Origin of the sequence: Corynebacterium occultum (genome assembly GCF_009734425.1) — a bacterium.
In the GTDB taxonomy this organism is placed as follows: domain Bacteria; phylum Actinomycetota; class Actinomycetes; order Mycobacteriales; family Mycobacteriaceae; genus Corynebacterium; species Corynebacterium occultum.
Genome location: NZ_CP046455.1, coordinates 204,556 through 230,518 on the forward strand (window position 1 = coordinate 204,556; position 25,963 = coordinate 230,518).

Annotated in this window: 26 protein-coding genes and 2 pseudogenes; 19 read left to right on the plus strand and 9 right to left on the minus strand. The window is 59.8% G+C overall.

The window, feature by feature from the left end; translation table 11 throughout:
- Positions 1-9 precede the first annotated feature (9 nt).
- From COCCU_RS00935 to COCCU_RS00965, 7 genes are all read left to right on the plus strand, one after another.
- Positions 10-678 (plus strand): LysE family translocator, encoded by a 669-nt coding sequence (locus COCCU_RS00935; protein WP_156229755.1) that lies wholly within the window; start codon positions 10-12, stop codon positions 676-678.
- A 70-nt stretch (positions 679-748) separates the two neighbouring features.
- A complete protein-coding gene (locus COCCU_RS00940) occupies positions 749-1,042 on the plus strand; it encodes an RNA-binding S4 domain-containing protein (RefSeq protein ID WP_156229756.1) in 294 nt (97 codons plus the stop codon).
- Positions 1,042-1,869 (plus strand): VOC family protein, encoded by an 828-nt coding sequence (locus COCCU_RS00945; protein WP_156229757.1) that lies wholly within the window; start codon positions 1,042-1,044, stop codon positions 1,867-1,869. The genes COCCU_RS00940 and COCCU_RS00945 overlap by 1 nt, the downstream gene beginning before the upstream one ends.
- 21 nt (positions 1,870-1,890) lie before the next feature.
- A complete protein-coding gene (locus COCCU_RS00950) occupies positions 1,891-2,211 on the plus strand; it encodes an MGMT family protein (RefSeq protein WP_231598813.1) in 321 nt (106 codons plus the stop codon).
- Positions 2,212-2,269: 58 nt separating this feature from the next.
- Positions 2,270-3,352 carry an NAD(P)-dependent alcohol dehydrogenase gene (locus COCCU_RS00955; protein WP_197088394.1) on the plus strand — a complete coding sequence of 361 codons (1,083 nt, stop codon included), beginning with the start codon at positions 2,270-2,272 and terminating at the stop codon, positions 3,350-3,352.
- A 36-nt stretch (positions 3,353-3,388) separates the two neighbouring features.
- A complete protein-coding gene (locus COCCU_RS00960; RefSeq protein WP_156229759.1) occupies positions 3,389-4,513 on the plus strand; it encodes a YihY/virulence factor BrkB family protein in 1,125 nt (374 codons plus the stop codon).
- 10 nt (positions 4,514-4,523) lie between these two features.
- Positions 4,524-5,390: a hypothetical protein gene (locus COCCU_RS00965; protein WP_156229760.1), complete on the plus strand. Its 867-nt coding sequence runs from the start codon at positions 4,524-4,526 to the stop codon at positions 5,388-5,390.
- Here COCCU_RS00965 and COCCU_RS00970 read toward each other — a convergent pair whose 3' ends face one another.
- Positions 5,391-6,278, minus strand: coding sequence for an alpha/beta hydrolase (locus tag COCCU_RS00970; RefSeq protein WP_156229761.1), 888 nt, complete (start codon positions 6,276-6,278; stop codon positions 5,391-5,393). It abuts the gene before it with no gap.
- A gap of 160 nt (positions 6,279-6,438) precedes the next feature.
- On the opposite strand from COCCU_RS00970, the gene COCCU_RS00975 reads away from it, so the two are divergent.
- Positions 6,439-7,077, plus strand: a complete 639-nt coding sequence (locus COCCU_RS00975) for a CG0192 family protein (RefSeq protein WP_156229762.1) — start codon at positions 6,439-6,441, stop codon at positions 7,075-7,077.
- A 45-nt stretch (positions 7,078-7,122) separates the two neighbouring features.
- Here the strand turns inward: COCCU_RS00975 and COCCU_RS00980 are convergent.
- Positions 7,123-8,009 (minus strand): IS5 family transposase gene (locus COCCU_RS00980; RefSeq protein WP_231598814.1). Its coding sequence is split into 2 segments (ribosomal slippage): positions 7,123-7,967 and positions 7,967-8,009, totalling 888 coding nucleotides; the frame shifts between segments, so codons are not numbered across the junction.
- Positions 8,010-8,449: 440 nt separating this feature from the next.
- Between COCCU_RS00980 and COCCU_RS00985 the strand changes: the two genes are divergently transcribed.
- From COCCU_RS00985 to COCCU_RS00995, 3 genes are all read left to right on the plus strand, one after another.
- Positions 8,450-9,457: a type IV toxin-antitoxin system AbiEi family antitoxin domain-containing protein gene (locus tag COCCU_RS00985; RefSeq protein ID WP_156229764.1), complete on the plus strand. Its 1,008-nt coding sequence runs from the start codon at positions 8,450-8,452 to the stop codon at positions 9,455-9,457.
- On the plus strand, positions 9,454-10,371 hold the full coding sequence (locus tag COCCU_RS00990) for a nucleotidyl transferase AbiEii/AbiGii toxin family protein (protein ID WP_156229765.1): 918 nt from the start codon (positions 9,454-9,456) through the stop codon (positions 10,369-10,371). Before COCCU_RS00985 ends, COCCU_RS00990 begins: the two co-directional genes overlap by 4 nt.
- 192 nt (positions 10,372-10,563) lie before the next feature.
- Positions 10,564-10,701: a hypothetical protein gene (locus COCCU_RS00995; RefSeq protein WP_156229766.1), complete on the plus strand. Its 138-nt coding sequence runs from the start codon at positions 10,564-10,566 to the stop codon at positions 10,699-10,701.
- A 374-nt stretch (positions 10,702-11,075) separates the two neighbouring features.
- On the opposite strand, the pseudogene COCCU_RS01000 reads toward COCCU_RS00995, so the two are convergent.
- A pseudogene (locus COCCU_RS01000) lies at positions 11,076-12,270 on the minus strand (IS3 family transposase).
- Positions 12,271-12,941: 671 nt separating this feature from the next.
- Between COCCU_RS01000 and COCCU_RS01005 the strand changes: the two are divergent.
- The 6 genes from COCCU_RS01005 (at position 12,942) to COCCU_RS01030 (ending at position 18,759) form a co-directional block, all read left to right on the plus strand.
- Positions 12,942-13,865, plus strand: a complete 924-nt coding sequence (locus tag COCCU_RS01005) for a CoA transferase subunit A (protein ID WP_156232467.1) — start codon at positions 12,942-12,944, stop codon at positions 13,863-13,865.
- A complete protein-coding gene (locus tag COCCU_RS01010) occupies positions 13,862-14,641 on the plus strand; it encodes a CoA-transferase subunit beta (RefSeq protein WP_231598815.1) in 780 nt (259 codons plus the stop codon). The genes COCCU_RS01005 and COCCU_RS01010 overlap by 4 nt, the downstream gene beginning before the upstream one ends.
- Positions 14,642-14,685: 44 nt before the next feature.
- Positions 14,686-15,474 carry a 3-oxoadipate enol-lactonase gene (gene pcaD / locus COCCU_RS01015; RefSeq protein WP_197088395.1) on the plus strand — a complete coding sequence of 263 codons (789 nt, stop codon included), beginning with the start codon at positions 14,686-14,688 and terminating at the stop codon, positions 15,472-15,474.
- 316 nt (positions 15,475-15,790) lie between these two features.
- The gene (locus tag COCCU_RS01020) at positions 15,791-17,128 is read left to right on the plus strand and encodes an MFS transporter (RefSeq protein ID WP_156229768.1); all 1,338 of its coding nucleotides are present in this window, start codon (positions 15,791-15,793) and stop codon (positions 17,126-17,128) included.
- A gap of 27 nt (positions 17,129-17,155) precedes the next feature.
- The gene (locus COCCU_RS01025) at positions 17,156-18,370 is read left to right on the plus strand and encodes an acetyl-CoA C-acetyltransferase (RefSeq protein ID WP_156229769.1); all 1,215 of its coding nucleotides are present in this window, start codon (positions 17,156-17,158) and stop codon (positions 18,368-18,370) included.
- Positions 18,371-18,453: 83 nt separating this feature from the next.
- Positions 18,454-18,759, plus strand: a complete 306-nt coding sequence (locus tag COCCU_RS01030; RefSeq protein WP_156229770.1) for a muconolactone Delta-isomerase family protein — start codon at positions 18,454-18,456, stop codon at positions 18,757-18,759.
- An 87-nt stretch (positions 18,760-18,846) separates the two neighbouring features.
- Here the strand turns inward: COCCU_RS01030 and COCCU_RS01035 are convergent, their stop codons facing one another.
- Together COCCU_RS01035 and COCCU_RS01040 are read right to left on the minus strand one after the other, a co-directional pair.
- Positions 18,847-19,728: a LysR substrate-binding domain-containing protein gene (locus COCCU_RS01035; RefSeq protein WP_156229771.1), complete on the minus strand. Its 882-nt coding sequence runs from the start codon at positions 19,726-19,728 to the stop codon at positions 18,847-18,849.
- Between the two features lie 82 nt (positions 19,729-19,810).
- A complete protein-coding gene (locus COCCU_RS01040) occupies positions 19,811-20,626 on the minus strand; it encodes an HpcH/HpaI aldolase/citrate lyase family protein (protein WP_156229772.1) in 816 nt (271 codons plus the stop codon).
- A gap of 159 nt (positions 20,627-20,785) precedes the next feature.
- On the opposite strand from COCCU_RS01040, the gene COCCU_RS01045 reads away from it, so the two are divergent.
- Together COCCU_RS01045 and COCCU_RS01050 are read left to right on the plus strand one after the other, a co-directional pair.
- Positions 20,786-22,033, plus strand: a complete 1,248-nt coding sequence (locus tag COCCU_RS01045) for an acyl-CoA dehydrogenase family protein (protein ID WP_156229773.1) — start codon at positions 20,786-20,788, stop codon at positions 22,031-22,033.
- A 48-nt stretch (positions 22,034-22,081) separates the two neighbouring features.
- Positions 22,082-22,636, plus strand: coding sequence for a MaoC family dehydratase (locus COCCU_RS01050; RefSeq protein ID WP_156229774.1), 555 nt, complete (start codon positions 22,082-22,084; stop codon positions 22,634-22,636).
- Between the two features lie 28 nt (positions 22,637-22,664).
- Here the strand turns inward: COCCU_RS01050 and COCCU_RS01055 are convergent, their stop codons facing one another.
- The 4 genes and pseudogenes from COCCU_RS01055 to COCCU_RS01065 form a co-directional block, all read right to left on the minus strand.
- Complete coding sequence (locus tag COCCU_RS01055) at positions 22,665-23,333, minus strand: GntR family transcriptional regulator (protein WP_231598816.1); 669 nt, start codon at positions 23,331-23,333, stop codon at positions 22,665-22,667.
- Between the two features lie 216 nt (positions 23,334-23,549).
- On the minus strand, positions 23,550-23,738 hold the full coding sequence (locus COCCU_RS14600; RefSeq protein WP_231598817.1) for a hypothetical protein: 189 nt from the start codon (positions 23,736-23,738) through the stop codon (positions 23,550-23,552).
- Between the two features lie 40 nt (positions 23,739-23,778).
- Positions 23,779-23,943: pseudogene (locus tag COCCU_RS14905) on the minus strand (SgcJ/EcaC family oxidoreductase); the annotation flags it as partial.
- A gap of 12 nt (positions 23,944-23,955) precedes the next feature.
- Positions 23,956-25,905: a M13 family metallopeptidase gene (locus tag COCCU_RS01065; protein ID WP_156229775.1), complete on the minus strand. Its 1,950-nt coding sequence runs from the start codon at positions 25,903-25,905 to the stop codon at positions 23,956-23,958.
- Positions 25,906-25,963 lie beyond the last annotated feature (58 nt).

Consider the following 25,963-nt stretch of genomic DNA (forward strand, 5'->3'; position numbering starts at 1 on the left):
CTTCCCCGGGTGAACATTTCGACACTGCTCGCCCTGGTTGCCGTGTGGATCGCGGCGATCGCCTCCCCCGGCCCTGATCTCCTGCAGATCACCAGGGTGGGTTCCCGGAGCCGTCCCGCCGGAGTGTGGTGTGCCCTGGGGATCATGGTGGGTAACACCATCTGGATCCTGGCCAGCCTGGCGGGACTGTCCGCCCTGATCAACGCCCAACCCGCCATCCTGCATCTCCTCCAGCTGGTCGGGGGTGCCTTCCTGATGTGGATGGGTTATTCCTCGGTGCGGGGTGGGCTGGCCACACGCCGTCAACCCGCCCGGATCGTCGGGGAAAGTGCGGCGGGGGAGAGCACGACGTCGATAAGCACCGCAGTGGAGATGACCGCCGGGCAGGCCCTGCGCACCGGCATCCTGACCAACCTGGCCAATCCGAAGGCGGTGCTCTTCTTCGGTGCTGTCTTCACCCAGTTCATCCGCCCCGACATGGGGTTGGGTGCCAGCGCCCTGGTGGCGGTGCTGCTGATCCTGATCGGGGTGGCCTGGTTCGTCGGGGTGGCCCTGGCGGTCGGTTCCCTGGCGAAGAGTCTGCTGCGTAACTCCGCGCTGCTCGACATCATCGCCGGAATCATCTTCATGCTGCTGGCAGCCTTCATGATCTATGAGGGTGTGGCCGGGTTCCTCTGAAGTGGCTGATTTTTCCCCGCAACCATCCCCGGGAACGCCGCAGGGTGGGAGCGTCGATAGACTGGGCCGCATGCAGAGTGAGGACATCGCCATCAAGGGCGAGAATATCAAGCTCGGACAGTTCATCAAGCTGGCCAACCTGGCCGCCACCGGTGGTGAAGCGAAGGCCCTGATCAACGAGGGACAGGTCACCGTCAACGGTGAGGTGGACACCCGCCGGGGTGCCACCCTCAAGATCGGTGACCTGGTGTGCATCGGGGAGAACTGCGCCCGCGTCGCCACCGATGCGGGCGGGGACGACGACTACTTCGATGAAGCCACCGCCAATGATGACTTCGACCCCGAAAAGTGGAGGAATATTTAATGCCCGCGTTCCAAGCCGAAGCCGGTATGCCCTATTGGCTCGACCTGACCACCTCCAACCCGGCGAAGTCCGCCCACTTCTACTCCCAGCTGCTGGGCTGGGACATCAAGGAGGAGGTGGCGGACTCCGACTACCGCATCGCCCGCGTTCAGGGTCTGCCCGTCGCCGGTTTCATCCGCCAGGCGGAACAGGCACCCTTCCCGGACACCTTCATCACCTACTTCCTGGCCCCGGACCTGGATGAAACCCTGGCGGCCATCAAGGCCAAGGGGGGCCGCGTGCTCGGGGAACCCACCGAAGCACAGCTGGGCCGCATGGCCATCGTGGTGGACACCGCCGGCTCCATGTTCGGCCTGATCGCCCCGCGCGGTGAGGAATCCTTCGTCGCCGCCGGCGAACCAGGCACCCCGGTATGGCATGAAAACACCGTGGTCAGCAACTATGAGCAGACCGTGGACTTCTACCGCGAGGTCTTCGAATGGGACACCGCCACCATGGCCCAGGAAGACGACTTCCAGTACACCACCGCCATGGCCGGGGGCGGCGCCTTCGCCGGCCTCTTTGGAGCCGAAGGTCAGTTCCCACCCCAGGTCCCCAGCTTCTGGCAGTCCTACCTCGGGGTGCTCAACGTCGATGAAGCAGTGGCCAAGGTACCGGAACTCGGTGGCGAGATCATCCGCGAACCCTGGGACTCCCAGTTCGGCCGCATGGCCATCATCGCGGACTCCACCAACGCCACCCTGACCCTCTGCGAGGTGGCTGAACCGGTCGAAGAAGGCGATGAAGCGGACTCCCTGCTGGACATCGACCTCAGCCAGTTCAAGTAACCCCACCCCGGGCAGCAAACAGTGGGGGAGCGGAAAGACCCGGAACTGCAGCTCGATGCGCTCAGCTCCCGGGTCCTCGACCTGGTGGAACTCATCCCACCGGGCCGGGTCAGCACCTACGGTGATATCGCCGCCCAGGTGAACAGTAACCCCCGCCAGATCGGAAAAATCCTGGCCACCCTCGGTCACCTGGTGCCCTGGTGGCGGGTGGTGCGCGCCGACGGCAGCTCCGCGGTGGCAGCGCGTGCCCAGGAACACTGGGCAGCCGAAAACATCCCCCACCGCACCGCCGGCGACACCTGGAAAGTGGAGCTGCGGGCCTGTCGCTGGGAACTGGGATGAGCGCAGGGGGCGTCGAAAAGCACTGCGCCGCACCGCCCAGATGATTAGCCTGGGGTGCATGACCGCTCCGAAGTTGACTGCACACCTGAACGAAACCACCACCACCCGAGCCTGGGGCTGCACCACCGCAGGTGGTGACCTGGAACCGCTGAACATTGAGCGACGTGCGCTGCGTGAAAATGACGTCCGCATCGCCATCGAATACTCCGGCATCTGCCACTCCGACATCCACACCGTCCGAGGTGACTGGGGCGAGCGGAAGTACCCCCTGGTCCCGGGACATGAAATTATCGGCCGGGTGGAAGCCGTGGGCGCGGCAGTGGAAAAACACCGCGTCGGCGACCGGGTGGGCGTGGGCTGCTTCATCAACTCCTGTGGTGACTGCGAGGCCTGCCGCGCCGGGGAGGAGAGCTACTGCGCCAACGGTGCCGTCCTCACCTACGGTTCCCAGGACCGGTACACCGACCACGAGTACAGTCAGGGTGGTTATTCCCAGCAGATCGTGGTGCAGGAATCCTTCGTGGTCAGCGTGCCCGAATCCCTGGACCCGGCGGCCGCCACCCCACTGCTCTGCGCCGGCATCACCACCTACTCCCCGCTGAAGCGCTGGGGTGCGGGCCCCGGCAAGAAGGTCGCCATCATCGGCCTGGGTGGGTTGGGGCATGTGGCGGTGAAGATTGCGGTGGCGATGGGTGCGGAAGTCACCGTATTCTCCCACTCCACCGCCAAGCGGGAGGATGCGCTGCGTTTCGGTGCCCATGAGCATGTCTCCACCGCCGATGAGAGCTTCGCCGCGACCCACCGCGAAAGCTTCGACCTGATCCTCAACACCGTCTCCGTCGACCTGGACATCGACGCCTACCTCAACCTGCTGCGTCTCGACGGTGCGCTGGTGCTGCTCGGCCTGCCGGCCAAGCCGCTGTCCGCGAAAACCCGTACCTTCACCGGCCGTCGCCGCGTGCTCACCGGCTCCCTGGTCGGCGGCATCCCCGAAACCCAGGAAATGCTCGACTTCTGCGCCGCGCACGGGGTCACCGCCGAAATTGAGCTTATCGACGCCGCCGAGATCAACGATGCCTACCAGCGCACCGTGGACTCCCAGGTGCGTTACCGCTTCGTCATCGACGCCACCACCTTCTAGCAACACTTCAGGGGTGGGTTGTGTCAGGATGAAAACGTGGTGCAACCCCGGGAACACATCGATGCGACCCTGATCGCCGCCGACCCCTCAGAGCAGACACCGGAGAAACTCCGGAACCTGCGTCGGGTCGGTTGGCGCTATGCCTTCAAAAGAGTCGCCCGGGACTTCCTCGCGGAAAGCCTGCCTGACCTCGCCGCCCTGCTCACCTACTACTCAGTGCTTTCCCTGGCACCTGCACTGCTGGTGGTCTACTCCCTGATCACCCTGGTGCTGGCCAGCGACGCCTTCGAGATCATCAGCCGGGTGGAAGAATTTGTGCTCCGGAATGTGCCGCAGGAACAGCAGGAGCTGGCCTTGAGTGTGGTTGCTGCGGTGGCAGGTTCCGCCGCTGGTGGCCGGGTCGCCCTGATCATCGGTGTGCTGGTGGCGATGTGGACCTCCTCCACCTATGTCCGGGCCTTCAGCCGCTGTGCCAATACCATCTACAACCGGGTGGAGGGCCGCGGACTGATCCGCCAGGCCCTGGAAATGCTGCTGACCAACATCGGGCTGCTCATCGGCACCGTCCTGATCCTGGTGTCCCTGGTCATCAATGACACCCTGGTGGATCGGTTGCTTGCCCCCATCGCAGAACCCCTGCGGCTGGTGTGGCTGGTGAATTATCTCAGCGAAACCTTCCTGCCGATCTGGGTATGGGCGAAATGGCCGGTCATTCTGGTGCTGCTCATCGGCCTGGTCGCCGTCCTCTACCACTTCGCACCCAATGTTAAACCGGTACGTTTCCGCTTGTTGAGTGGCGGTTCAGGCACCGCCGTCCTCGGTGTCCTCTTGGTGGGTGTGCTGGTGAACATCTACTTCAACCACTTCGCCAGCTACAACTCCTATGGTGCAGTCGGTTCCGTGATGGCACTGCTGATCGGCATCTGGCTGATGAATCTGATGCTGCTGCTCGGGGTGAAGATCGACGCCGAAATCAGTCGGGCCCGGCAACTGCAGGCCGGGATCCCCGCCGAGGTCCACAACCTGACGCCGCCCCGCTCCATCACCCGGATCACCGGAATGAAACTCGCCCAGCAGAAGTTGACCGCCGAGGGCCGGGAATTCCGGGAAGCGGCAGGGGAGGAACGAGAAGCAGAGGAAGCGGAGGAGGATCTGCATTAGGGTGCTGGGTATGAGGAAAATAGCCGCCGCCCTGCTCAGCTTCACGCTCGCTCTCTCCGCTGCCCCGGCAGCCGCCGCGATCACCCTGAATCCCGGTGCCGTCCCATCCCGCACCCAGATCACCCTGCAGATCGGTGGCCAGCAGTTCTCCACCCCGAACTCCGGGGAGTCCCGCCCCGCGCTTTCCCTCTCCAAGCTCTACCTCGGCCACTGGGTGCTGCACCATGGCGCACCGGAGGATAAGGCGAAGGTGGAGCACATGATCCGGGTTTCCGATGATGGAGTGGCCAGCCAGTTGGAACGCACGTACCCCAGTGCCATCCCCGACACCATCGCCGCTTTCGGACTGGGGCAGACCCGCCATAACGGTTATTGGGGAAACACCTCCACCAGCAGCAATGATGTGGCACGCTTCGTGGCGGAAACTCGCAATGATCCGGTCTCCGCGCCGCTGTTCAACGGCATGGCCACGGCTTCCCCGGTGGCCGCTGACGGGTATGCCCAGGACTTCGGGACAGCTCGGGTGGCGGGGGTGCAGGGCACTAAGTTCGGCTGGTCCGATGACCGCAACGTCCACGCCACCGTCTCCTACGGCCCCGGTTTCACCATCGCGGCGAACACCTACGGCACCCCGGCGGCCCACACCGCAGATGTGCTGGGTGCGATCATCGGGGCACCGGTGATCCCCACATCACCGGGGGCTCCCAGCTCCCCGGGCACCCGGGAACTGTACCTGGGCTCCACCAGTATTCCGGCCATCACCGGAGCCGAGCTTAAGGCGAAGGTGGCCTGCCAGGATCCGCATAACCTGCGCCAGGTGATCCCGAATGAGCTGCTGGTGCCCACGGCCCTCAGTGATGCGGTGCCCGCCTGCTGATCAGCCGCGGAGGAACTCGGCGATATCGCGGACCTTCTCCCGGGCCACCGCGGGCGTCGATACGCGGTGCCTGGACACATACTCCGCGACGGTGACCTGCTCAGCCCCCGCCAACCCCTCAGGTCGGGCGGCGATCTCATCCTGCAGGGCGATCTGCACCAGGGTGCGCGGCCACTCACCGACCTCCGGGATGGCATGGTCGCCGCGGATCTCCTCGGGTAGCTTCGCCACGGAACCCAGATCCGGGAAGGTCAGCACCAGGGAATCAAAATGCTTCGCCGCCAGGACGGCAAGTGCCGCACCAGAGGAATAACCCCAACCGGCCAGGCTGCTGGCGTTATGGTGATGGGCGAAACCCACCGCCTTCGCCACGGATTCCAGCATCGCATCAATGTTGTGACCCGGGGCCAGCGGATGATCCAGGTCCAGGATGGTGGTGCCGGAAAGCTCCGCGGCGGCGGCCACCTCCGGACGCCAGGAGAACTCGAGGGCATCCCCGGAGCCACGCCACCAACCACCACTGTGGAAAGAAATTGCCCAGGCACCACTCGGGTTGGAGGGAATGAACTTCCGGGCCCCGATCTCCGGAACCTCAGCGACATCCACATCCCCGATGTAGGCCACACCCGGCATGGTGTGGTCCACTGCAGAACCCAACATCAGCATGGCGGTGTGGGTGATACGGTCCGGCAGCCTGGCGATATAGGAGTCCGCCGGATCAGGGTCTCCGGCACCACCGGCCCAGGGCGGGGTGAAATCAGGCAGCTCATAGTGGGCATCGAGATAGGACGCGATCTGCTCCAGCTGCTGTTCGGGGGAAAGCTCACCCTCGTGGCCACCGACCCGGAATTCTTCACGACTTTGACTCTGCGGGGTATTTTCGCTCATGCCCCCAGCCTAGTGATCCCCGGTAGCCGGGGGAGACCACTTTCCGGCTGCTTCAGTGCCCAGGGGAAAGGGGGGCCGCGCCGCAGGGGAAATGTCATTAGTCTGGGGTCTGAGGCCGGTCATGAGATGCCGGATCTGGAACTGCTGAAGGAGTACCGACGTGAGCGGAATTGCCGAGATCTTTGATGCGCAACTGAATCCCGGGAAAGAGGAGGTCGCCCGCATCTATGGTGGTCTGAACACCCTCCTCGGGTCCTACCGGCTGGTGGACACCGTTGATGGTGAAGTTGGTATTGAGGTGCTGATCGGCCGCGACATCGACAACCGCCTGGTGCAGATGCCGTTGAGCTACCGCCCCGCCGAACTCGCCCCGGAACACACGCTCACCGAGATAGAGCACAGCGTGCTCGGCCGCCGCTGGGTCAGCAATGCCCTCGGTGATCCGGTGGCGGTCCGTGAATTCATCCGCACCATCCTCACCGGTGACGATGGCGCGACCTACAGCAATGGGACGACCCCCCTGGTCGACATCCGGGGAGCTGGCTCCTACTACGCCCCGGAAGCCCGGATCGGAGAGGTGAAACTCGAGGAAGTCACCCGTCAGCGTGCCGTGGGCACCGTGGTGATCAATGATCTGGTCCGTTCCTTTGTCCTGCGCCTGCCCGGAATCCTGGGTGAGAAGAAGTCCAGCGGCGTGGATTATGATGCCGCCCGCATGCACCTCAGGGGCACCAGTGAAGAGGCCCCGGAGAAGGTGCTACGGGTGGCGGAACTCTTCTGGCGGGATATGGAGCGCTAAAACCGCTGGTGCTACTCGAACACCCTGGTGGGTTTCTAGGTCCTGTTACGAAAGTCGTTTGAGCCAGCGATCGATGTTCGCGATCCGGACGGTGGCTTCGAACCGGACAGCGAGTTTGTCGTACCGGGTGGCTACCCCACGTTTGTGCTTGAGCGCATTGAAACACCGCTCCACCACATTCCGGGCTTTGTAGATTTCGGCATCAAACGCCGGGGGTCGTCCACCCCGGTGACCACGGTCTTTACGGTGTTTGACCTGGTCATCCTTGACCGGGATCGTGGTCTTGATGCCCCTACGGCGCAGATGCGCCCTAATCGCCCGGGAGGAATAGGCCTTGTCCGCCATCACCCGGTTCGGTCGCGTTCGCGGCCGGCCCCGTCCGGGCCTGTTGACCTTAACCCGGCCCAGTACCTCGGTCAGTTGCGGGGCATCCCCGGCTTGTCCTGCGGTGATAGTAAATGATACTGACTGCAGGTAGCGATCGCAGGCCAGGTGAATCTTGGTGGAAAACCCACCGCGGGACCGGCCCAACGCGTGATCAGCGGGTTCACCCTCAACGCGCTCGAATGAGTCACGCCGTGCCCCGGCGGCATGGACATGCGCCCTGCTGGTGGTGGAGTCAACGGCCAGATCCCAGCCGAATTTGCCCTGCTCATCGGCCTTCGACTGGAGCTGTTCCTCAATACACAACCATGTTCCGGACAGCTGCCAGGACCGAAACAATGCGTAGACCCGCCACCACGGGCCGTAACGGTCGGGGACGTCCCGCCAGGGACAACCGATACGGATCCGGTGTCGAATGCCGTTGATCAGGTCGCGCAGTCGATAGCGACACGGCCGACCCTGGCGTGTTGGTGCTGGTAGTAGAGGTTTCAGTACATTCCATTGGCGTCGGTGAGGTCGTGGCGGGTTTCAACGTTTAGGGTAGACAAGTAGAGCTCCTGTGGCAGCGAGATTGGGTTGGTACCTTCTTCGCTACACGGGAGTTCCCTTATTGTGTGTCACCGCCACACCCTTCAGCACCGACTTTCGTAACAGGACCTAGTCGTAGTTACCAAGATTATTTTTCACTGATCGTACTGGTAGATGGCAGTCCCCCGTGCCCCCGCAAGTCAGTTCCACCCGGAGGCGAGGTTTCAGGTGCTGGACCTCCGGCCTCACCTGGCCTCTAGTCCAGGCAGGTCGGCCAGGCAGGAAATCCATACTTGGAGGTACCTTCGACTAAGGGCCCTCCAGGGATATGGGTGGCCCGTTACCCAACGAGCGGCCCCACACGCCCCCTATACTGCACTAGTATCTCAAATAGATAGTTTTGAAGCACAATAATATCTATAATTACTTCAATAATATCAACATATGCAATAATTGAATCATGAAGATCGTACAAGCCACGGAGATCGTGATGGATCTCGCCGCCCAGCAATGGGGCTTGGTCACCAGCGCCCAGGCAGGAGCCGAAGGCGTTAACGCGGTCCTACTAGGCCGTCTCGTCGATAGAGCAGTACTCACCCGCATCCGGTCCGGCGTGTACGCTGCCGAGGCCACCCCCTGGTCCCCGGCCACCAATATCAGGGCCCAGTGGCTGGCCCTGGAACCGAAAACCATGGCAGCCGACCGGGCATCAGACACTCCGCTAGCGGTGGTCTCGCATGAATCAGCGGCAGAGCTCCATGGGATCGGTGACCTTGACAGCAACGGCATTCACTTCACTGTGGCCACCAGGCGCCAGACCCGCCAGCCGGAGGTCGTATTCCACCTCGACGCCCTGGACAGTAAGGACTGGGTAATGGTGGATGGTCTGCCGGTCACCACACCGGTGCGGACCGTGCTCGACCTGGCAAATGCCGGTCATGAACCAGATCATCTGGTCGATATGATCGGCAACATCCTCCAGGAACGTCTCGCTACCCGCGCTGAGATCCTTGATGGCCTGGCCGGCAACCCTGAGGTCCCCGGCCAGAGCTTCGGCACCAAGGCTGACCTGGAGTCGTGGCTGGATGAGCGGTTCCCTCCCCAGGAGAGCTCAGAGGAGCAGATCCTGCGGCAACGGATAGACGCAGCATTGGGCCCAGCCCTAAAGCAGATGCGCACCCTAGTCGAGCAGATGACCCCCAGCGCGACACTGGTGGCCTTGGCCCAGGAGATAGTCCGCAACTCCCACCTCTATTCGCAGGGGAACACATCGCGTCCGGGAACAATACGAAGCGAGGACTGGGCGTCGATGGCCGCAAAAATAATGGAGCACAACGGCACGTTCTCGGACCTGCCCCAGTCGTGGGCAGCTATCGGCAACGACCTGGGGGAATCCCTGACCGCGCCCCCTGACCTTGAAGGACAGCTGCGCAAGGAAGACGACAAAGACACAGGAGATTCTAGGTGAGTGAGCCGAAAAGCCGGCATGGGCAAATCAAGCACGGGCTACAGAAGGACAGTCGCGACCACGGCTTGGCGATGAATGATGTCTACAACCGCTTCTTCCGGGAACTGTTCCTCGGCAAACTAGGATCTCGTGACCAGGGCTGGGTGCTTAAAGGCGGCACGAACCTGCACTGCCGGATCCCCGATGCCCGGACCACCCGGGATTTAGATCTCTACCGCCAGGATGACCCCACCTCCTACCGGGATGCCGCGAAAGATCTGATCGAGAGCATGGACGGGACCAAGATCGGCCCCTACCTCTTCCAGGTCACCGAACCGAAGAGGCAAACAGTCTCTGGGACCATCGACAGTATCCAGCTGACCGTTCATGTCTTCCAGGGCGTGAGCAAACTCCTGCAGTTTCATATTGATGTCAGCGGTGACCTGCGGGTCCCGGCCGTGACCGAGACGATCACGGTGGAACGCTCGGACAGTCTCGACCTGGCATTTATAGGCCGGGAGTACACGATCCGGTCCTATCCGATCGAAAACCAGGTCGCTGACAAGGTCTGCGCGATGTATAAGATCCACGACTTGGGGGTCTCGACCCGGTACCGCGATCTCTACGACATTGCCCTGATCGCCCTCTCTCTCGAGGTCAAGGGGGAAGAACTTGCCCAGGCGCTGCGAGCCCAGGAGAAGATCCGGGGCATTTCCCTGCCACAGGCAATGCATCTGCCCGGGCCTAAATGGGAGAAGGGATATGCGGGGTTGAACAAGAACTCCCCGTACCTGCGCGCAGAGATCACCGCGGTGGCAGATGCCCTACAGGTTGCCAAGGCCCTGGTTGACCCGATGTTGTCCGCCACGAACGCAGTTATGGGCACCTGGTCGCCGGAGCAGCAATGCTGGCTCTGGGACCCCACGCCCCCGTGATAGGCGGCGCATTCCGGCACTTCGCTGGCGGCTGTCGCCACAGATCCGGGTCACACATCCGAGGCCGACAGCACCACCTCGCCCACCTTGACCCAAGAGCACAAGCACTTCCCGGGACGGCAGCGCCGTGGTCATTGAAATGGTGAAGGGAACAACCTCAAAAAATAGAACTTATGTTCCATGATTGAGTGCATGGATACCACCCCGAAGGCATTTCGCCTCGTTCCCGCTTCTGACCTGAGCACCTATCGAGCCTGCGATGTTCCCGACGAAGACGAAGACGATGGCCAGCTTGACGAGGTACCCTCCGTCGACATCAACGACTTATAAGGGACCCGACCCTACAGACAGTCGACACCATCGCCGCAGTACGTCATAGCGTTGTTATATTTGACGTTGTAGCGCTACAACATACGTATGTTTAGGCACCTGGGAGGCGAGGGGTCCGTTATGAAACCCATCTTCTATCCCCCTACCAGCGGTTTTCAGATGTGTTTATGTGACATCCAGTGAGCGGGTCTCGAGGTTAAACGTCACCTGCCCCTGAGACTTAAGCTCTTCGAGCACCACCTCCAGGGCGCTAGTATCCAGCCCGACCTCGTATCCCACCTCGCGCCACAACGGGCCCACACCGTGAGTGGACCGGTAGAAGCTAATGACCGCTCGGATTGAGGTTACCCTCGAGTAGTGGACGGAGGATTTGATCAGGAAGCAGATATCAGGATAGCAGGACAGCGCTCTTCAAACACCGCAGGGGCGAGATATTTACACCAGGAATGCCGGCGAATGGTGTTATACCTGGTGCACCAGCGGAAGACGTCCCGGCGGCAGCGCAATTGATTCTCAAAGGTCTTGGAATCCTTCAGGACCTCCCTCTTGAGTGCGGCGTTGAACGACTCCGCGAGCGCGTTGTCCGCACTGGTTCCAATTGATCCCATCGACTGTCTGATCCCTAGATTTTTGCAGGTGTCCTGGAATGCATTCGAGGTATAAACACTTCCGTGGTCCGAGTGGAAAATCGCACCCGTAAGGCTCCCTCTCGCTGACCCTTAGCCATGGTCAATGCGTCCTGGACCAAGCAGGTCACGCATATGGTCCGCGATCGCGAAGCCGATCAGCCGGCGGGAATAGCAATCAATAACCGTGGCCAGGTACATATTTGACCCATCTGCAATCGGCAAATACGTGATATCACCGACATTGACCTGGTTCGGGGCAGGAGCAGTGAATTTCCGGCCCACCAGATCGGGAAATACCGGCTTCTTCTTATCTGACTCGGTGGTGGTGACCTTGCGTTTCTTCGTGTAGCCGAATAGTTTCAACGAACGCATGATTCGGGCGACCCGCTTATGATCCACCGGTTCATGACCTGTCTGGTCCTTGAGTTCGGCCGTGATCCGTTTAGCACCGTAACAGCCACGTTCATCCGTGAACACAGTGGTGATCTGGGCACCGGGGATAGCATCACTGAACAGGCGTTTTCTCCTGGCGGCAGCACTGTTTTTCCATTTGTAATACGAGGATCGATTCAGCTTGAGAACCTGGCACAACCGCTTAACCGAATGGTTTTTCTGGGCGTCATCAACGAACCGGAAGCGGATCACCAGTTCGTCTCTTGCCGGGAAAATATTTAGCAGCCTTTCGCAGGATGTCGCGTTCTTCACGAAGGAGCGCGTTTTCCTTTTTTAACTGGCGGTTTTCTTCCGCCACGGACAACTCTGTGGCCGCACTATTTTTACTCGTGGAGGCGTGGGCCCCGTATTTGGTGATCCAGTTTTTCAAAGTGACTCGGTTGATCCCGAGATCGGTGGCGATCTTCTGGATTGAGGCGCCATCGGAGTTCTCGTACAAGGCGACGGCGTCGCGCTTGAACTGCTCGGTGTAGGTCTTGCTCGGCATGGTGGCAGATTACCTTTCAGTCCCAGATTGTTGGGATATCAGCGTCCACCAAACGGGGGTCAGGTCCAATGATCCGGAGTGCACATTGCAGTGATTATCATGTCACTCTGATCTCGATCAGGAGCAGCTTCCGAGGCTGGACACCACCTGTTCCATTTACTGCCTGCCATCGACAAACAGTCCTGGACTGTCTTGTCTTTGAAGGGCAGTAAATGGCCTGTCTCGGGCCTTTGCCGTACGGGGACCTGTGGGCCTGAGGGGAGCGCGATCCCGCAGTTATCCCGGATAGGCAACCGGACGTGAGGTCTTTCCGGGATATAACCGGACACGGGCCCATTGATATGTCAGCGCAATGTCGGCCGCTTTTGTCGGATAGTTAGATCTGTTTCCGGTGGTCACGGTCTGAACAATGATGCCGAATTCAATAAAAGACACACGCCTGTGTCCAGAACCCGATGACCCTCCCCAAAGTGCCCAGGGAAGCCGTCCTAGCTGATTCAGGATGCTGCTTCTGATTGCTGTATTGCCTTCAATGTGACTATCGCGCAGGCCCTCTTGGGTGATGGGTTAGCTGCTGAGGTGGGAAAAGAATGTTCATGATACCCATCACGTATTGGATCGCCATCGTGTTTCGTATCACAATGGGTTTAGATTTAGTGGAAAGGGTCACCATGTCACAGACAAAAGTAAAGACGTTGCCGGATGCCATCAGGGAGTTTGTCCATGATGGCTCATCTGTCTCTATCGAGGGCTTTACCCACATCATCCCCTATGCAGCGGCCCATGAGATCATTCGTCAGAAGAAACGTCACTTGACGGTGTACCGGATGACCGCAGATATTGTCGTTGATCAGCTCATCGCCGGTGACTGTGTCGATTCGCTGACCTCATCCTTTATCGGCAATAGCTCCGTGGGATCCCTACATGAGCTGCGCCGCCGTATCGAGGGGAGGGGGCGGGCACCTCTTGAGTACCACGAGTACAGCCATGGGGGCATGATTGCCCGTTATCTGGCTGGTGCCTCTGGCCTTCCCTTTTACCCCGTTCTTTCCTACGCGGGTTCAGATCTTCCCAAGGTCAATGAAGATATCCGGGTAATGGAATCGCCTTATGACGGGCAGAAGGTCTACGTCGTGCCACCGATCAACGCCGACGTGGCGATCCTTCATGCGCAGCGAGCTGATACAAAAGGCAACGTTCAGATCTGGGGCCTGACCGGCATCCAACAGGAGGTGGCCTACTCCGCGAACAAGGTGATTGTCACTGTCGAGGAGCTGGTTGAGGATGATGTCATCACATCAGACCCCAACCGCACCCTGCTGCCCAGTCACGTCGTGGACGCAGTCGTCGAAGTGCCGAAGGGGGCGCATCCCTCGTTTGTCCAGGGTTATTACGACCGGGACGGTGACTTCTACCGCCAATGGAACGACATCAGTAAGGATCCGGAGACCCTGGAGAAGTGGCTCCAGGAGTGGGTTCACGAACTCGGTGGCCACCAAGATTATGTGGATAAGCAGGGCCGCGAATTTTGGGGCCAATTGGAATCCCCGTACGTTCCTTCACTCCCCGTCAACTATGGAAGCAGGCGAGCGTGACTCAGTCGATTAAAGTGTCCGAAGCAACATCGTCGGAACTGTTGGCGGTGGTTGCCTCACGAGAGCTTGCCGCTACCCGCACGGTCTTTGCCGGCATCGGCCTACCGACTTTGGCGACATCTCTGGCGCACCTCACCTGCGCCCCTGATATCGAAATTATCTATGAATCCGGGGTGTGCGGGGCTCACCCCGCCAGCCTTCCAGAGACCGTCGCTGACTCCGTACTCATCACCGGTGCCGAAGCGGTGCTTGATATGACCGCGCTTTTTAATTATGTGCTGCAGCGTGGGCATATCGATGTCGGTTTCCTCGGCGCCGCGCAGATCGATAAATGGGGCAACCTCAACAGCTCCGTCATCGGAGACTGGGAAAATCCAAAAGTTCGCCTCCCAGGGTCGGGAGGTGCTGCTGAAGTGATGGCCAACTCCAAGGAGGTCTACGTGGTGATGCGTCGCCACGAAGCACGTTCCCTGGTTGAGGAACTCGACTTCTGCACCTCGCCCGGGCCAGACAGGGCCCTGGCCGCCGGCTTTAAACCTCGCGGACTCGGCGTCACCAAAGTCATCACCGAGTTGGGTGTCTTGAGTCGCTCAAACGTCGGTGAAGAGCTTGTACTCACTGCAGTCCACCCCGGGGTCGACCCAGCCGACGTCGTGGCCGCCACGGGATGGGATCTGAAGGTCAGTGACACTCTGACGACGGTTCCAGCCCCCACAGATACCGAAGTTCACCTGCTTCGAAATGAGATCGACCCCACCAAGGTGTACCTGAGATAGTCCTCTCCCTCATGTTCGACCACCATCATCAGAAAGGCTTCATCATGCTGCATCACATCGTTTCCGGTAACCAGAATGGCCCCGCCGTGTTCATGGGTAGCTCGCTGGGCACTACCTCCGCCATGTGGAACAATCAGCTGCCCTACCTGGAAGAAGACTTCCAGGTCATCCGTTTCGATTCACCGGGCCACGGAAAATCTCTCGAGGGAATTCAGGAGAAGGCCTCGGGTGAATCTTCTGACGCGACCGTGAAGAACTTTGCGGCCCAGGTCCTCGAGCTCGCCGATCACCTCGGCATCGACACCTTTTCCTACGTCGGTCTCTCTCTTGGCGGAGCTATCGGTCAGCAGTTGGCCCTGGATGCTCCCCAAAGAATCGAGAAGCTCGTTCTCACTTGTACCGCGGCTAAGTTTGGACAACCGGAAATCTGGCAGGATCGGGCCAGAAATGTGCGGGAAAACGGAATGGAATGGCTGCGGGAGCCGAGCGCCGGTAAGTGGTTCACCGAAAATTATGCGGACGGCAATGCAGGTGCCCAGAAGCTATTGGATGACCTGGTGGCACTAAATCCGCACGGTTACTCCGCCGCCTGCGACGCCGTCGCCCGATTCGATGTCACCGATCAGCTGCATGAGATCCCCACCCCGACTCTGGTTATCGCTGGCTCCGAGGATGTTTCGACCCCGCCCGCTGTCGTTGAGGTGATTGCGAAGGGGATCCCTGGCGCCGAATACCACGTCGTGGAAGGCGCCGCACACGTGGGAAATATTGAGGCACCGGAGGAATTCGGGCGACTCATCGGGAACTTCCTCCGGACAGACGTGAGCAAATAACGTCGCGGTTAACACCAATTTTCTTATTGACCCACTTTTCTTCGACAGCGTGTCGAAGAAAAGTGGGTCAGTGTGTCTGTTGCAGGTTTCCCTGTCCAGGCCCGGATTTTTGGTCGCTGCGTGGGGTATCAGCCCATTTCTTTAACGGTATTGGATCCGCGACGCGTCTCTTGATTGAGTAGTAGGTGATGTAAGGCACATCACGTTCAATGGAAAATTAAATATGCATCACATGGCTCTGTTATGTATCGAGCCATGATCCATTAATTAACTTTCCGTCCACCAATCTGGGGGCGGCTCCTCCTGGGAGGTTCACATGCAGACAGTCACAGAAGCCCAACAGCTACGGGAAACCCGACGCAAGGCGATCATGGCCGGGGGAATCGGCAACTTCGTGGAATGGTTCGACTTTGCGCTTTACGCACAGTTTGCCACCATCATCGGCCTCCATTTTTTCCCTTCAGAGGACCCCACAGCCCGGCTCCTGGCAACATTTGCGATTTTCGCGGTGGGATTCCTAGCCCGTCCCATCGGCGGTTTGATCTTCGGCCAACTGGGAGACCGCAAGGGACGCAAGATTGCTTTGTCCTGGGCGGTCATCTTGATGAGTTTCGCTACCGTAGCCATCGGCCTCACCCCGAGCTTTGCGACCATCGGGGTAATGGCCCCGGTGCTGCTACTGCTGTGGCGTATCTGCCAGGGACTGTCTGCCGGCGGCGAATATGCAGGCGCCAGTAGCTTCGTGGTGGAACATGCACCCGTTGGAAAGCGTGCGTTGTTCGCCAGTATCAATCCGGTGGCAACTGCCCTCGGCACCATCGGTGGTGCCCTGGTTGGCCTGATCGTCACGGTGTCCGTTCCGGAGGCCGTCTTAATCGAGTGGGCATGGCGCATCCCCTTCATCGTGGCGGGACCACTCGGGCTCATCGGCCTCTACCTTCGATCCAAGGTCGAGGAGACTCCGGAATTCAGCGCGATCCTCGAGGTTGAAGAAGGCCAGAAGCAGCATGCCCCGGTCATCGAGGCATTCCGGACGACGAAGTCCCGCATGTTCATTCTCTTCGGCTGGGCTGCGCTCAACGCCGTCTCCTTCTACCTGTTGACCAGCTACATGGTCTCCTACATGACCCAGCGAGTGGGATTCGCCCAGTCGGAAGCGCTCTGGATCTACATCATTGGACTCGCGGCCTTCGCGGTGGCATGCCCCTTCGTCGGCATTCTGATCGACCGCTTTGGTCCGCCGAGGATCGCGGCTACGTCAGCTGTTGTTCTTGCCGTGGTGGTCATCCCCGCCTTCGGGATGATGGAGAGCGGCATGATTGTCTCAGCAATTTTCGGTCTTTCACTCTACGGAATCGTGGTGGCGGGAATCGCCACCCTCACCCCGCTTTTGATGGTCGACCTCTTCCCCGTACATATCCGCTACACCGCCAGCGCTGTGTCGTACAACCTTGCTTACGCCGCCTTCGGCGGTACCGCCCCGTACCTGGCTGTCTGGATGGTCTCCCGCACCGATATCGGTGAAATGCCGGGTTACTACCTGATCGGTCTATCGATGCTCGGGCTCATCGTCGCCTTGGTCGGGCTCTCCCGGTTGTACAAGGGCAATAAGGTCCGCGACCTGGAAATCGCCAAGGTCATGGCCACGGTCTAACCCTTCTACCGGAATGGAATATCTACGATGCGTGAAGTAGTCATCTGTGACTCAGTCAGAACCCCAATCGGAAAGTTCGGTGGCAGCCTCCGAGACATCTCGGCGTTGGATCTAGGGGTGATCACGGCGAAAGCACTCGTCCAGCGCAACAACTTCTCTCCTGAGGAGATCGACGAGGTGATCCTCGGACAGGGATACAACTCAATGGATGCCCCGTGTATTGGCCGGGCTGTCGCCCAAGACGCCGGCTTCCCAGACTCGGTAACCGGAATGCAGGTGGATCGACGATGTGGGTCGGGCATACAGGCGGTCATAGATGCGGCAATGCAGATCCAGACCGGAGTTGCCGATCTCATCCTCGCCGGTGGCACGGAATCAATGAGCGCGGCATCTTTTTACACCACCACCGCGCGGTGGGGCGCGAACCGCCAAGGCTTGGATTTCAAAGACTCCCTCGTGCACGGTCGCATCCATGCTGGTGGTGTCACAAAACCCATCCCTGGCGGGATGATCGAGACCGCCGAGAACCTTCGCCGGGAGTTTGGCATCAGTCGAGAGGACCAGGATGAATTAGCGGTCCGTAGCCATCGTCGCGCCGCAGCTGCGGTAGACGCAGGAAAGTTCGATGATGAAATTGTGCCTGTTCCGGTGAAACAGGGGAAGCAGACCATCATGTTCGATAAAGATGAACATCTCCGTCCTGATGCGTCAGTAGACTCCCTGGCCAAGTTGAAACCTATGCGTGGATCCCAGGATCCTGACGCTACAGTGACCGCCGGCAATTCATCCGGACAGAATGACGCCGCCGCCATGGTCATCGTCACGACCCCGGAGAAGGCTCATGAACTGGGTCTCACCCCGCGGGTGAGGCTGGTGTCCTGGGCACTGGCCGGGCTGCAGGGACACCGCATGGGGTTAGGACCGGTGGAGTCGTCCAGGAAGGCCCTTGCGCGTGCTGGCCTGGAGCTGAAGGACATGGATCTCATTGAGCTCAATGAGGCGTTTGCCGCCCAGGTACTGGCATGTACTCGCAGTCTGGGGCTCGGCGACGACGACCATGACCGAATCAATGTCAACGGGTCAGGCATTTCCCTGGGACATCCGGTCGGTGCCACCGGTGCCAGGATACTCGCGAATCTCAGCCGAGAAATGCAACGCAGGGATGCCCGATACGGCTTGGAAACCATGTGCATCGGCGGTGGCCAGGGGATCGCCGTGGTCTTTGAAAACTTCGCTGGATAACGGCGACGAGAAATAACTGCAAGTTGATTCCCGGGGTGTGCCCGGTGGTCATTTCACATTGAGATGTAGAAAGAGGAAGAAACATGTTTTTCATGGTGCAGATGTACGTTAACCGTCCGGAGTCCCTTGATGATCAGCAGTGGAATGAGCTGCGTAGCCGAGAGATGGAATACGGGCAGTCGCTGATGAAGAAGGGCACCTTCCGCCACATCTGGCGAGTGGTGGGGGATGTGTCGAATGTCAGCATCTTCGAAGTGGATTCCAATGAGGAGCTCCATGAGCTGCTGTCGAATCTGCCGCTGTTTCCGTACATGGATGTCAAGGTCACTGCGTTGGCCAACCACCCCTCCGGTCTGCCGGAAATGTACGACTACGCCCAACGCGGTTAAACCCACCCCGCCCCTTAGGCCTGCCCCAGACCCTCCGGTCTGGGGCAGGCCTATTTCTGGGGTTAAGCACCACAATAGTGATGGTGGTCAGTGCTGAGACACCACGGCATCGACTGCGCTTTTCAGGAGCTGAGAAGGATTTTTGGTACGCCAGGCGATCGCGGACTCCATGGACGGCAGGTCTTCATCCGCGAAAGGGATCAAAGAGACGTCGGAAGAGATTGTGGTTACGCCGGTCACGGAGATGGAAATTCCTTGACCACCAGCCACTAACGCCAGGGTGGCATAGGAATCAGCAGCTTCCTTGACCACTCGTGGGCTAAATCCCGCAGTCTCGCACACTGACTCGATCAGTCTGAGTAGGGCAGACCCACTGTAGCGGCGGGGAATGATGAAACCCTCGTTTTCCAACTCGGCGACGTGAATGCTGTCCCTGCTGGCAAAAGGGTGGTCGGAAGCCACCGCGAGCAGCGGCTGATGAGAGGTGATCTTCCTGGCGCTCAAATCGGGGTGTTCAAAGGGGAGCAGCACATGTCCGGCGTCGAGCTTTCCGTCGAGTACTGCCGCGGTGACCTGGGAAGAATTTTCGAACTGTTGGACACCTAGATCCACCCCTGGATGTGTATCGGAGATGGCACGCAGCATCCTGGGAAGGAGTGCCCCGCCGGTCATTCCCGAGGCACCTAACACCAAGCGGCCGACCCCACTATGTTCGGCATTGCGGACATTGTGCACGGCGCTGTCGACCGCAGCGAAAATATTCTTCACTTCTTCCGCTAACACCTCGCCGGCAGGGGTCAGTCGCGCTCCGCGGGGGTGGCGTTCAAATAGCTGGACCCCCAATTGCTTCTCCAGCTGGTGGATTTGCTTGGTCAGGGGAGGCTGGGCAATGAATAACCGGGCAGCCGCCCGCCCGAAATGTAGTTCTTCGGACAGTACGAGAAATGACTGCAGCAAACGTAGCTCCATCTTTACCCCCTTCTCGAGTACTGGAACATCTCACGACGATAGCTAAAACATCTTCCTAAAAGGTGGGAATGCTTCTGGTTCCTCAATGCCGGGTGGTCCCAAGAATGCGCTGGGCGCGCAGAATCACCGGGCGATCCACCATCTGTCCATTGAGGGAGGTGACGGCATCCCCAACTGCCACCACCTGCCGGGCCCACTCAACCTCTTCCCTGGTGGGCAAGAAGGCAGCCGTGACGGGGGCAAGCTGCACCGGATGAATGCACAACATGCCACCGAACCCATCCCGCCGAGCGCGTTGAGCAGCGCGCTCGATTATCTCAGAGTTGCGGAAATCGAGGCAGGGAGAGTCGAGAGGGGAGGGGAGGCCGGCAGCTGATGAAGCGATGACCAGCTGTGCGCGGACCGCATCGATGGTGGATGAGTCAGGTTCGCACCCCAGCTCGGTAGAGAGATCAACCGCCCCCAGGGACAATCTGCGGATGCGGGGGTGGGGGGCGATCGTATGGAGATCGCGTACACCTCGGGCGGTTTCGATCAGTCCGATAATTCCATTCTCCCCGGGTAGGGAATCCAGGGGAGTGTCGGTGGTGAGTTTGGGAACCATGACGGTGAACTCGGGGAGATCCGGGGAAGTGCTCAGCCTCGCCAGCTCCGCCAGGTCGGCTTGACCTGTCTCTGTTGCCGGGTCATTGACCCGGATGACAATCCCGGTTCGCTCTTGAGCGTTTGAAAGTAGAGTGCCCAGCGAATTCCTGGCCTGGGATTTGGCATCAGGAGCCACCGCATCCTCCAGATCAAGAATGATGATCTCGGCATTGCTGGCTAATGCCTTGGCTGATCGATCTGGCCGGTCGGCCGGGCAGAACAGGGCAGTGTGACCGAAAAGTATTGAGTCCATATTTCCTCACTATATTGGTTTGAACCGCATTTGAACAGGTATTTTCATAAAGCTTGCACCTTCCCTAACATTCTAATATATTATCGTCTCATGAGGTTTGGATCACAACGTGTTCCTGATCCCGCTTCAATCACAAGCTGCCATTGAAAGGTGAAGACCATGCTCCTGAATGAACGAGATGACCTGTACGTGGACACTATTGATGCAGGCAATATTGATGACCTGGAGGATTCTGCCGTGATTTTTCGTGACCGACCCAGCTTTCAGCAGTTGCGTACCCGAGTCCGTGATCTCTGCGCTGGTTTTCCGGATGAGTACTGGCGGGAAAAGGACCTTCATCGCGAGTATCCGCAGGAGTTCGTGGATGCCATGACGGAGGATGGGCTACTCGCGGCTCTTATTCCAGAGGAATATGGCGGGCTGGGTCTCGGAATCTCTGAGGCCTCAATCATCATGGAGGAAATTAACCGCTCGGGCGGCCACGCAGCCGCATGCCACGCACAGCTCTACACCATGAAGGCCGTGCTCAATCATGGATCTCAATGGCAGAAAGACGTTTATCTGCCAGGTATCGCGGACGGATCAATTCGCCTGCAGGCCTTCTCGATCACGGAGGAGATCTCCGGGTCGAATACCTCCGCCATCCAGACCCGCGCCATCCGGGACGGCGATGACTGGGTTATCACCGGCCACAAGAACTGGACGAGTCGAGTCGATGAGTCTGACCTGCTCCTGGTGCTCACCCGCACCAGTGACTTTGATCCAGAGGACCGCAACGGTGGCCTGACACTGTTCCTGGTGGATCTGCGCGAAGTGCGGGCCGAGCAGCCAGAAGCTTTTCGCCCTCAAAAGGTTCGCACGATGTTCAACTATGCGACGAACGAGGTGACCTATGACGGCATGCGTGTTCCTTCCTCTGCGGTTGTGGGCCAGGTTGGACGGGGTTTCCGCTACGTCATTGACGGGTGGAACATGGAACGTGTTTTGTTGGCAGCTGAAGCCATCGGCGATGGCTACTGGTTCATTGATCGAGCTGGCTCCTATGCCTCAACCCGTGAGGTTTTCGGCCGGAAGATCGGGGTGAACCAGGGGGTCCAATTCCCCATCGTGGACGCTTATATGAAGGTGCGTGCGGCGGACGCGGTGCGCTGGGAGGCATGCGCTCTCGCGGATAACGATGCCCCCGTCGGGGCGGAGGCCAACATGGCTAAGCACCTGGCATCAGAGGCCTCCTGGGAGGCTGCGAATGTCTGCCTCAACACCTACGGCGGTTATGGTTTCGTCGACCAATATGACGTCGAGAGGAAATTCCGCGAGACCCGGATGTACCAGGTCGCTCCCGTCAACAACAACCTCATCAAGGCCTTCATTGGTTCGAAGGTCCTGAACCTGCCGCGCACTTACTGATGTTTCGACCCAATATATTTCACATAATGCTAGTGGGAGAGATCGCTGATGACTGAAAGAAGAGTTTCCACCGACGGCTGGCGGGGACGTTTTTATGAGGACATGGAAGTCGGTGATGTGTATAAGCATCCGCTGGGGCGAACCGTCATGCCGGTCGATAACTCATGGATGACCCTCCTGACACAGAACACGGCCCCGATTCACTTCGATGTGCACTACGCCTCGAAAACCGAGTTCGGGCAACCGCTAGTTGATTCCACTTTCACGCTGGCACTGGTCACAGGGCAATCAGTGACGGATATCTCGATGAACGTCATGGCGAACCTGGGTTGGGATCGAGTGCGACTGCCCAATCCTGTATTTGAGGGAGACACCATTTACTCCCAGTCGGAGGTGCTCTCTAAGCGAGAGTCCTCCTCGCGTGAGACGGTGGGAATTATTGTTGTCCGAACGATCGGATTCAACCAGAAGGGGGTCATCGTGATCACCTTCGAACGCACCATCATGGTCTACAAACGCGCCCACAGCCCCGGTCATGCCAGCGTTGATCCGGTGTGGGACGACCGGGCTCTCAAAGCCGCCGGACTCACCCAGGACGAGTAGCTAATTCCCCGCCCTCATACAGAGCCGGTTAATCGGCTCTTCGGGCGAAGCTCTCTGCAAGCAGTTCGCCTGCGTTCGTCATGTGTGTAGCCATGGCTGCGCGGGCTTTTGCGCTGTCCTGCTCCCGGAAGGCTGCGGTGATGGCTTCGTGGTCATGTGCGGAGGCATCGACCCACCCCCCGACGGAGGAGTAGAACGAACGGGGGACATAACGGCTGATAATTCCCAGTATGTGCGCTAATTTCGGTGAGTTAGCCATATGGGTGATCTGCCGGTGGAAGGCGTGGTTGCGTTCTTCCACGGACTGCCAGTCGTGGCGCTTGGCGGCAGCCAGGAGTTCAAAGTGGACAGCTTCAAGCTCGTTGACCTGCTCCTCGGAGGAATTGCTGACGGCGCGCGAGGCTATTTCTCCTGCCACAAGAGCGTGAGCGCTAAAAATGTCCCTGATATCCTGCGCAGTGAGGGAAGCGACGACAAATCCCACACCTGGTTTTGTGGTCAGAAACCCCTCAGATTTGAGGGTCTGAAGAGCTTCGCGTGCGGGGGTCTGCGAAACTCCAAGTTCCCGCCCGACATCTTCTGGCCTTACCACTGAGCCTGCCGCAAGCTGCTTGGACAGGATTTGTTCGCGGACCTGGACCTCAACCTTTGCCGACAGGCTTCCCCGCTTCTTGCTCTGGGTTGGTGGAGGGTTCACGAAGGATCCTTTACTCTTGGCGGTGTCAGAGGGGTCAGGCGAGAAGTTCTTAATATATCAACCTACTGGGAAGTTCACGGGGGAGCCTTTTCTGCTCCCCACCCAACTTTGCAACGCCCTCAATATAAACGGCCATGAGTGACGTTTAAGATACCCAATAAATACCATTTATCTCTCTGGGGGAAATGGCCCTGGCCGGTATCAGGGATCCGGAAACTAATCCCATTCTGCCTCTTGCCCCTCATAGCGCACCGCGCTCACTGAACCTGATTCCGAGGCCAGGTGGATCTGCTGCCCCGGCAGGATATCGGTGTTGTGGGCGGCAACGGCGAGCCAGCGGTCGTCGATAAGCGAGACGACGAAGATGAACACCCCACGCCGCTCCCCACCCAGCTGCCCGCTCATCCGCGAGCAACCGCACCCTGGTTTTCTCGAACTGCAGGTTGGTGGCGGGAAACATGTCGCGGAAGCTGATGGCGTGGTTGTGCTTGATCTGGCGCTGACCGTGCCACCAGAAACCGACGACATTGACAAAATCAGCGTCTGGTGTGAAAACCGCAGCTAATTCGGCGGCAGAAGCCTGGTTCCAGGCATCGCGGAAACCTTCCACCAAACCCAGGGCTCACCAGATCGTCACACGCTGCTCAGGTGCCAGGTACATCTCGGACTCCGGGGTGATTTCCGGGAAGGCCTCGTAGAACTCAGCGATATTCGCGGCGATCTGGTTACAGCGGAACTCGGCGGGGGAGTGCGGGTCAATCGCCAGGTACTGGGTGGCCAGTTCGGGGCGGATGGCGGTGCGCCAGACCCGGGCCCAGGCGAGGAAGAGCCGCTGGATGCCATTGAACTCACGCTCACCCAGCTTCGGGTCAGCCCCCTCCGCCTCGAATTTCTGAACCGGGGAGGTTTCGAAGGTGAGCCCCTGGTCGGCGAGGTAGCGACGGTAGGCCACCACGGCGATGCCGAGTCCACCGAGGTCACCGATGTTCTCGCCGAGAGTGAAGGAACCATTCACACCGGCGGTCTCCACCCCGGTCTGCTTCAGCACCGAGGGCACCAGGCCGTTGAATTGGGCGACCAGCTGGTCGGTGAGTTCGGTGAAGGCGGCGCGGTCCGCATCGGACCACCAGGAGTTGAGGTTGCCGTCCCCGTCATACTGGCTGCCCTGGTCATCAAAACCGTGGCCGATCTCATGACCGATGACCGCACCGATGGCACCGAAGTTTTCGGCCGCCTCGGTATCGGGGGAGTAGAAGGGGGCACGCAGGATGGCAGCGGGGAAGGTGATGTCATTGACCACCGGGTTATAGAAGGCATTCACGGTCTGCGGGGTGGCGAACCATTCATCCCGGTCCGCCGGCTCACCGATCTTGTTCAGCTCATAGTCATGCAGGAAAGCGGTGGCCTTGCGGACATTGGCCAGCAGCTGCGACCCACCGGCGGCAACCTCCAGACCCTCATAGCTACGCCACTGCTCGGGGTAACCGATCTTGGCCTGGAACTTATCCAGCTTGGCCAGGGCGCGCTCCCGGGTTTCCGGGGTCATCCAGGCCAGGTTGGTAATGCGTTCACGGTAGGCCTCGGTGAGGTAGCTGACCAGCTCCAGCATGTTTGCCTTAGAGGAGGCGGGGAAGTGGCGCTCCACATAGATCTTGCCGATCTCATGCCCCACCAGGCGTTCCGTCAGGGCAACACCACGCTTCCAGCGGTCCTTCTGCTGGGTGGCCCCGGAAAGACGGGTGCCGTAGAACCCGAAGTTCCTCTCCCCGACCTCCTCCGGCAGGAGACCCGCCCGGGAGCTGAGGATGTGCCAGGTAGCCCAGAGCTGCCAATCAGCCAAGCGCTCCTCCACCAGCAGGTGGGCGATGTGCTCCGCAGCCGAGGGCATCATGTTGACCACCCGACCCTCCGGAAGCCCGGCGGCCTCGAGCATGATCTGCAGGGCGCGGGGCAACTCCCCCAGGGTGGTGGGATTGTAGGTCTTGACCGCATCCCGGGAGCTCACCACATCCCAGTGGCCGGCTGCGATCTCAGTCTCGAGGGCGAGGATGCGTGCGGCGGCGGTGTCCGGATCCATGCCCTGGAGACGGTCACTGCCCAGGAACGTCAACATCGAGGCCACATGCTCGCGGTAGGTGGCAAGCGTCTCAGCATGCGCCGCCTCACGGTAGTAGGCTTCATCGGGCAGACCGAGACCGGACTGGATGAGATAAGCCACGGCGGTGTCACCGGATTCCCCGGCGGAGTCCTTCTCCACCCAGAACCCCACCGGAGCACCCACACCCTCCCGGTCGAGCTCCCCGAGCACCTGCAGGAAACCCTGGATATCGCTGACCGCGAGGCGGTCCAGGTCCGCATCCAAGGGAGCCAGACCCGCGGCGTTGATCGCCTCGGTGTCCATGAAGGATTTGAAGAGGGTGCCCGCGCGGCCACCGTCCTCCTTGACGATGGCGTGGACATCCGCCTCGGCGTCGTCGCGAAGCTGGTGGAAGGTGCCGTCGACACCGCGATCCTCGGGGATCACGTGTTCGGCAAGCCAGGGACCATTGACATAGTGATAAAGATCGTTCATGCCGCCATCCTAGGTGAAGGAGCGGACTGCTCGGCGGCGGTTGACGGGCAGGTAACCT

Coding starts and splice junctions, on each gene's coding strand:
- COCCU_RS01020 (WP_156229768.1), top strand. CDS start 15,791: ATGCAGACAGTCACAGAAGCCCAACAGCTACGGGAAACCCGACGCAAG.
- COCCU_RS00985 (WP_156229764.1), top strand. CDS start 8,450: ATGAAGATCGTACAAGCCACGGAGATCGTGATGGATCTCGCCGCCCAG.
- COCCU_RS01025 (WP_156229769.1), top strand. CDS start 17,156: ATGCGTGAAGTAGTCATCTGTGACTCAGTCAGAACCCCAATCGGAAAG.
- COCCU_RS01035 (WP_156229771.1), bottom strand. CDS start 19,728: ATGGAGCTACGTTTGCTGCAGTCATTTCTCGTACTGTCCGAAGAACTA.
- COCCU_RS01040 (WP_156229772.1), bottom strand. CDS start 20,626: ATGGACTCAATACTTTTCGGTCACACTGCCCTGTTCTGCCCGGCCGAC.
- COCCU_RS01005 (WP_156232467.1), top strand. CDS start 12,942: ATGTCACAGACAAAAGTAAAGACGTTGCCGGATGCCATCAGGGAGTTT.
- COCCU_RS01050 (WP_156229774.1), top strand. CDS start 22,082: ATGACTGAAAGAAGAGTTTCCACCGACGGCTGGCGGGGACGTTTTTAT.
- COCCU_RS00955 (WP_197088394.1), top strand. CDS start 2,270: ATGACCGCTCCGAAGTTGACTGCACACCTGAACGAAACCACCACCACC.
- COCCU_RS00965 (WP_156229760.1), top strand. CDS start 4,524: ATGAGGAAAATAGCCGCCGCCCTGCTCAGCTTCACGCTCGCTCTCTCC.
- COCCU_RS01065 (WP_156229775.1), bottom strand. CDS start 25,905: ATGAACGATCTTTATCACTATGTCAATGGTCCCTGGCTTGCCGAACAC.
- COCCU_RS01045 (WP_156229773.1), top strand. CDS start 20,786: ATGCTCCTGAATGAACGAGATGACCTGTACGTGGACACTATTGATGCA.
- pcaD (WP_197088395.1), top strand. CDS start 14,686: ATGCTGCATCACATCGTTTCCGGTAACCAGAATGGCCCCGCCGTGTTC.
- COCCU_RS14600 (WP_231598817.1), bottom strand. CDS start 23,738: ATGAGCGGGCAGCTGGGTGGGGAGCGGCGTGGGGTGTTCATCTTCGTC.
- COCCU_RS01030 (WP_156229770.1), top strand. CDS start 18,454: ATGTTTTTCATGGTGCAGATGTACGTTAACCGTCCGGAGTCCCTTGAT.
- COCCU_RS00945 (WP_156229757.1), top strand. CDS start 1,042: ATGCCCGCGTTCCAAGCCGAAGCCGGTATGCCCTATTGGCTCGACCTG.
- COCCU_RS00970 (WP_156229761.1), bottom strand. CDS start 6,278: ATGAGCGAAAATACCCCGCAGAGTCAAAGTCGTGAAGAATTCCGGGTC.
- COCCU_RS00995 (WP_156229766.1), top strand. CDS start 10,564: ATGGATACCACCCCGAAGGCATTTCGCCTCGTTCCCGCTTCTGACCTG.
- COCCU_RS00940 (WP_156229756.1), top strand. CDS start 749: ATGCAGAGTGAGGACATCGCCATCAAGGGCGAGAATATCAAGCTCGGA.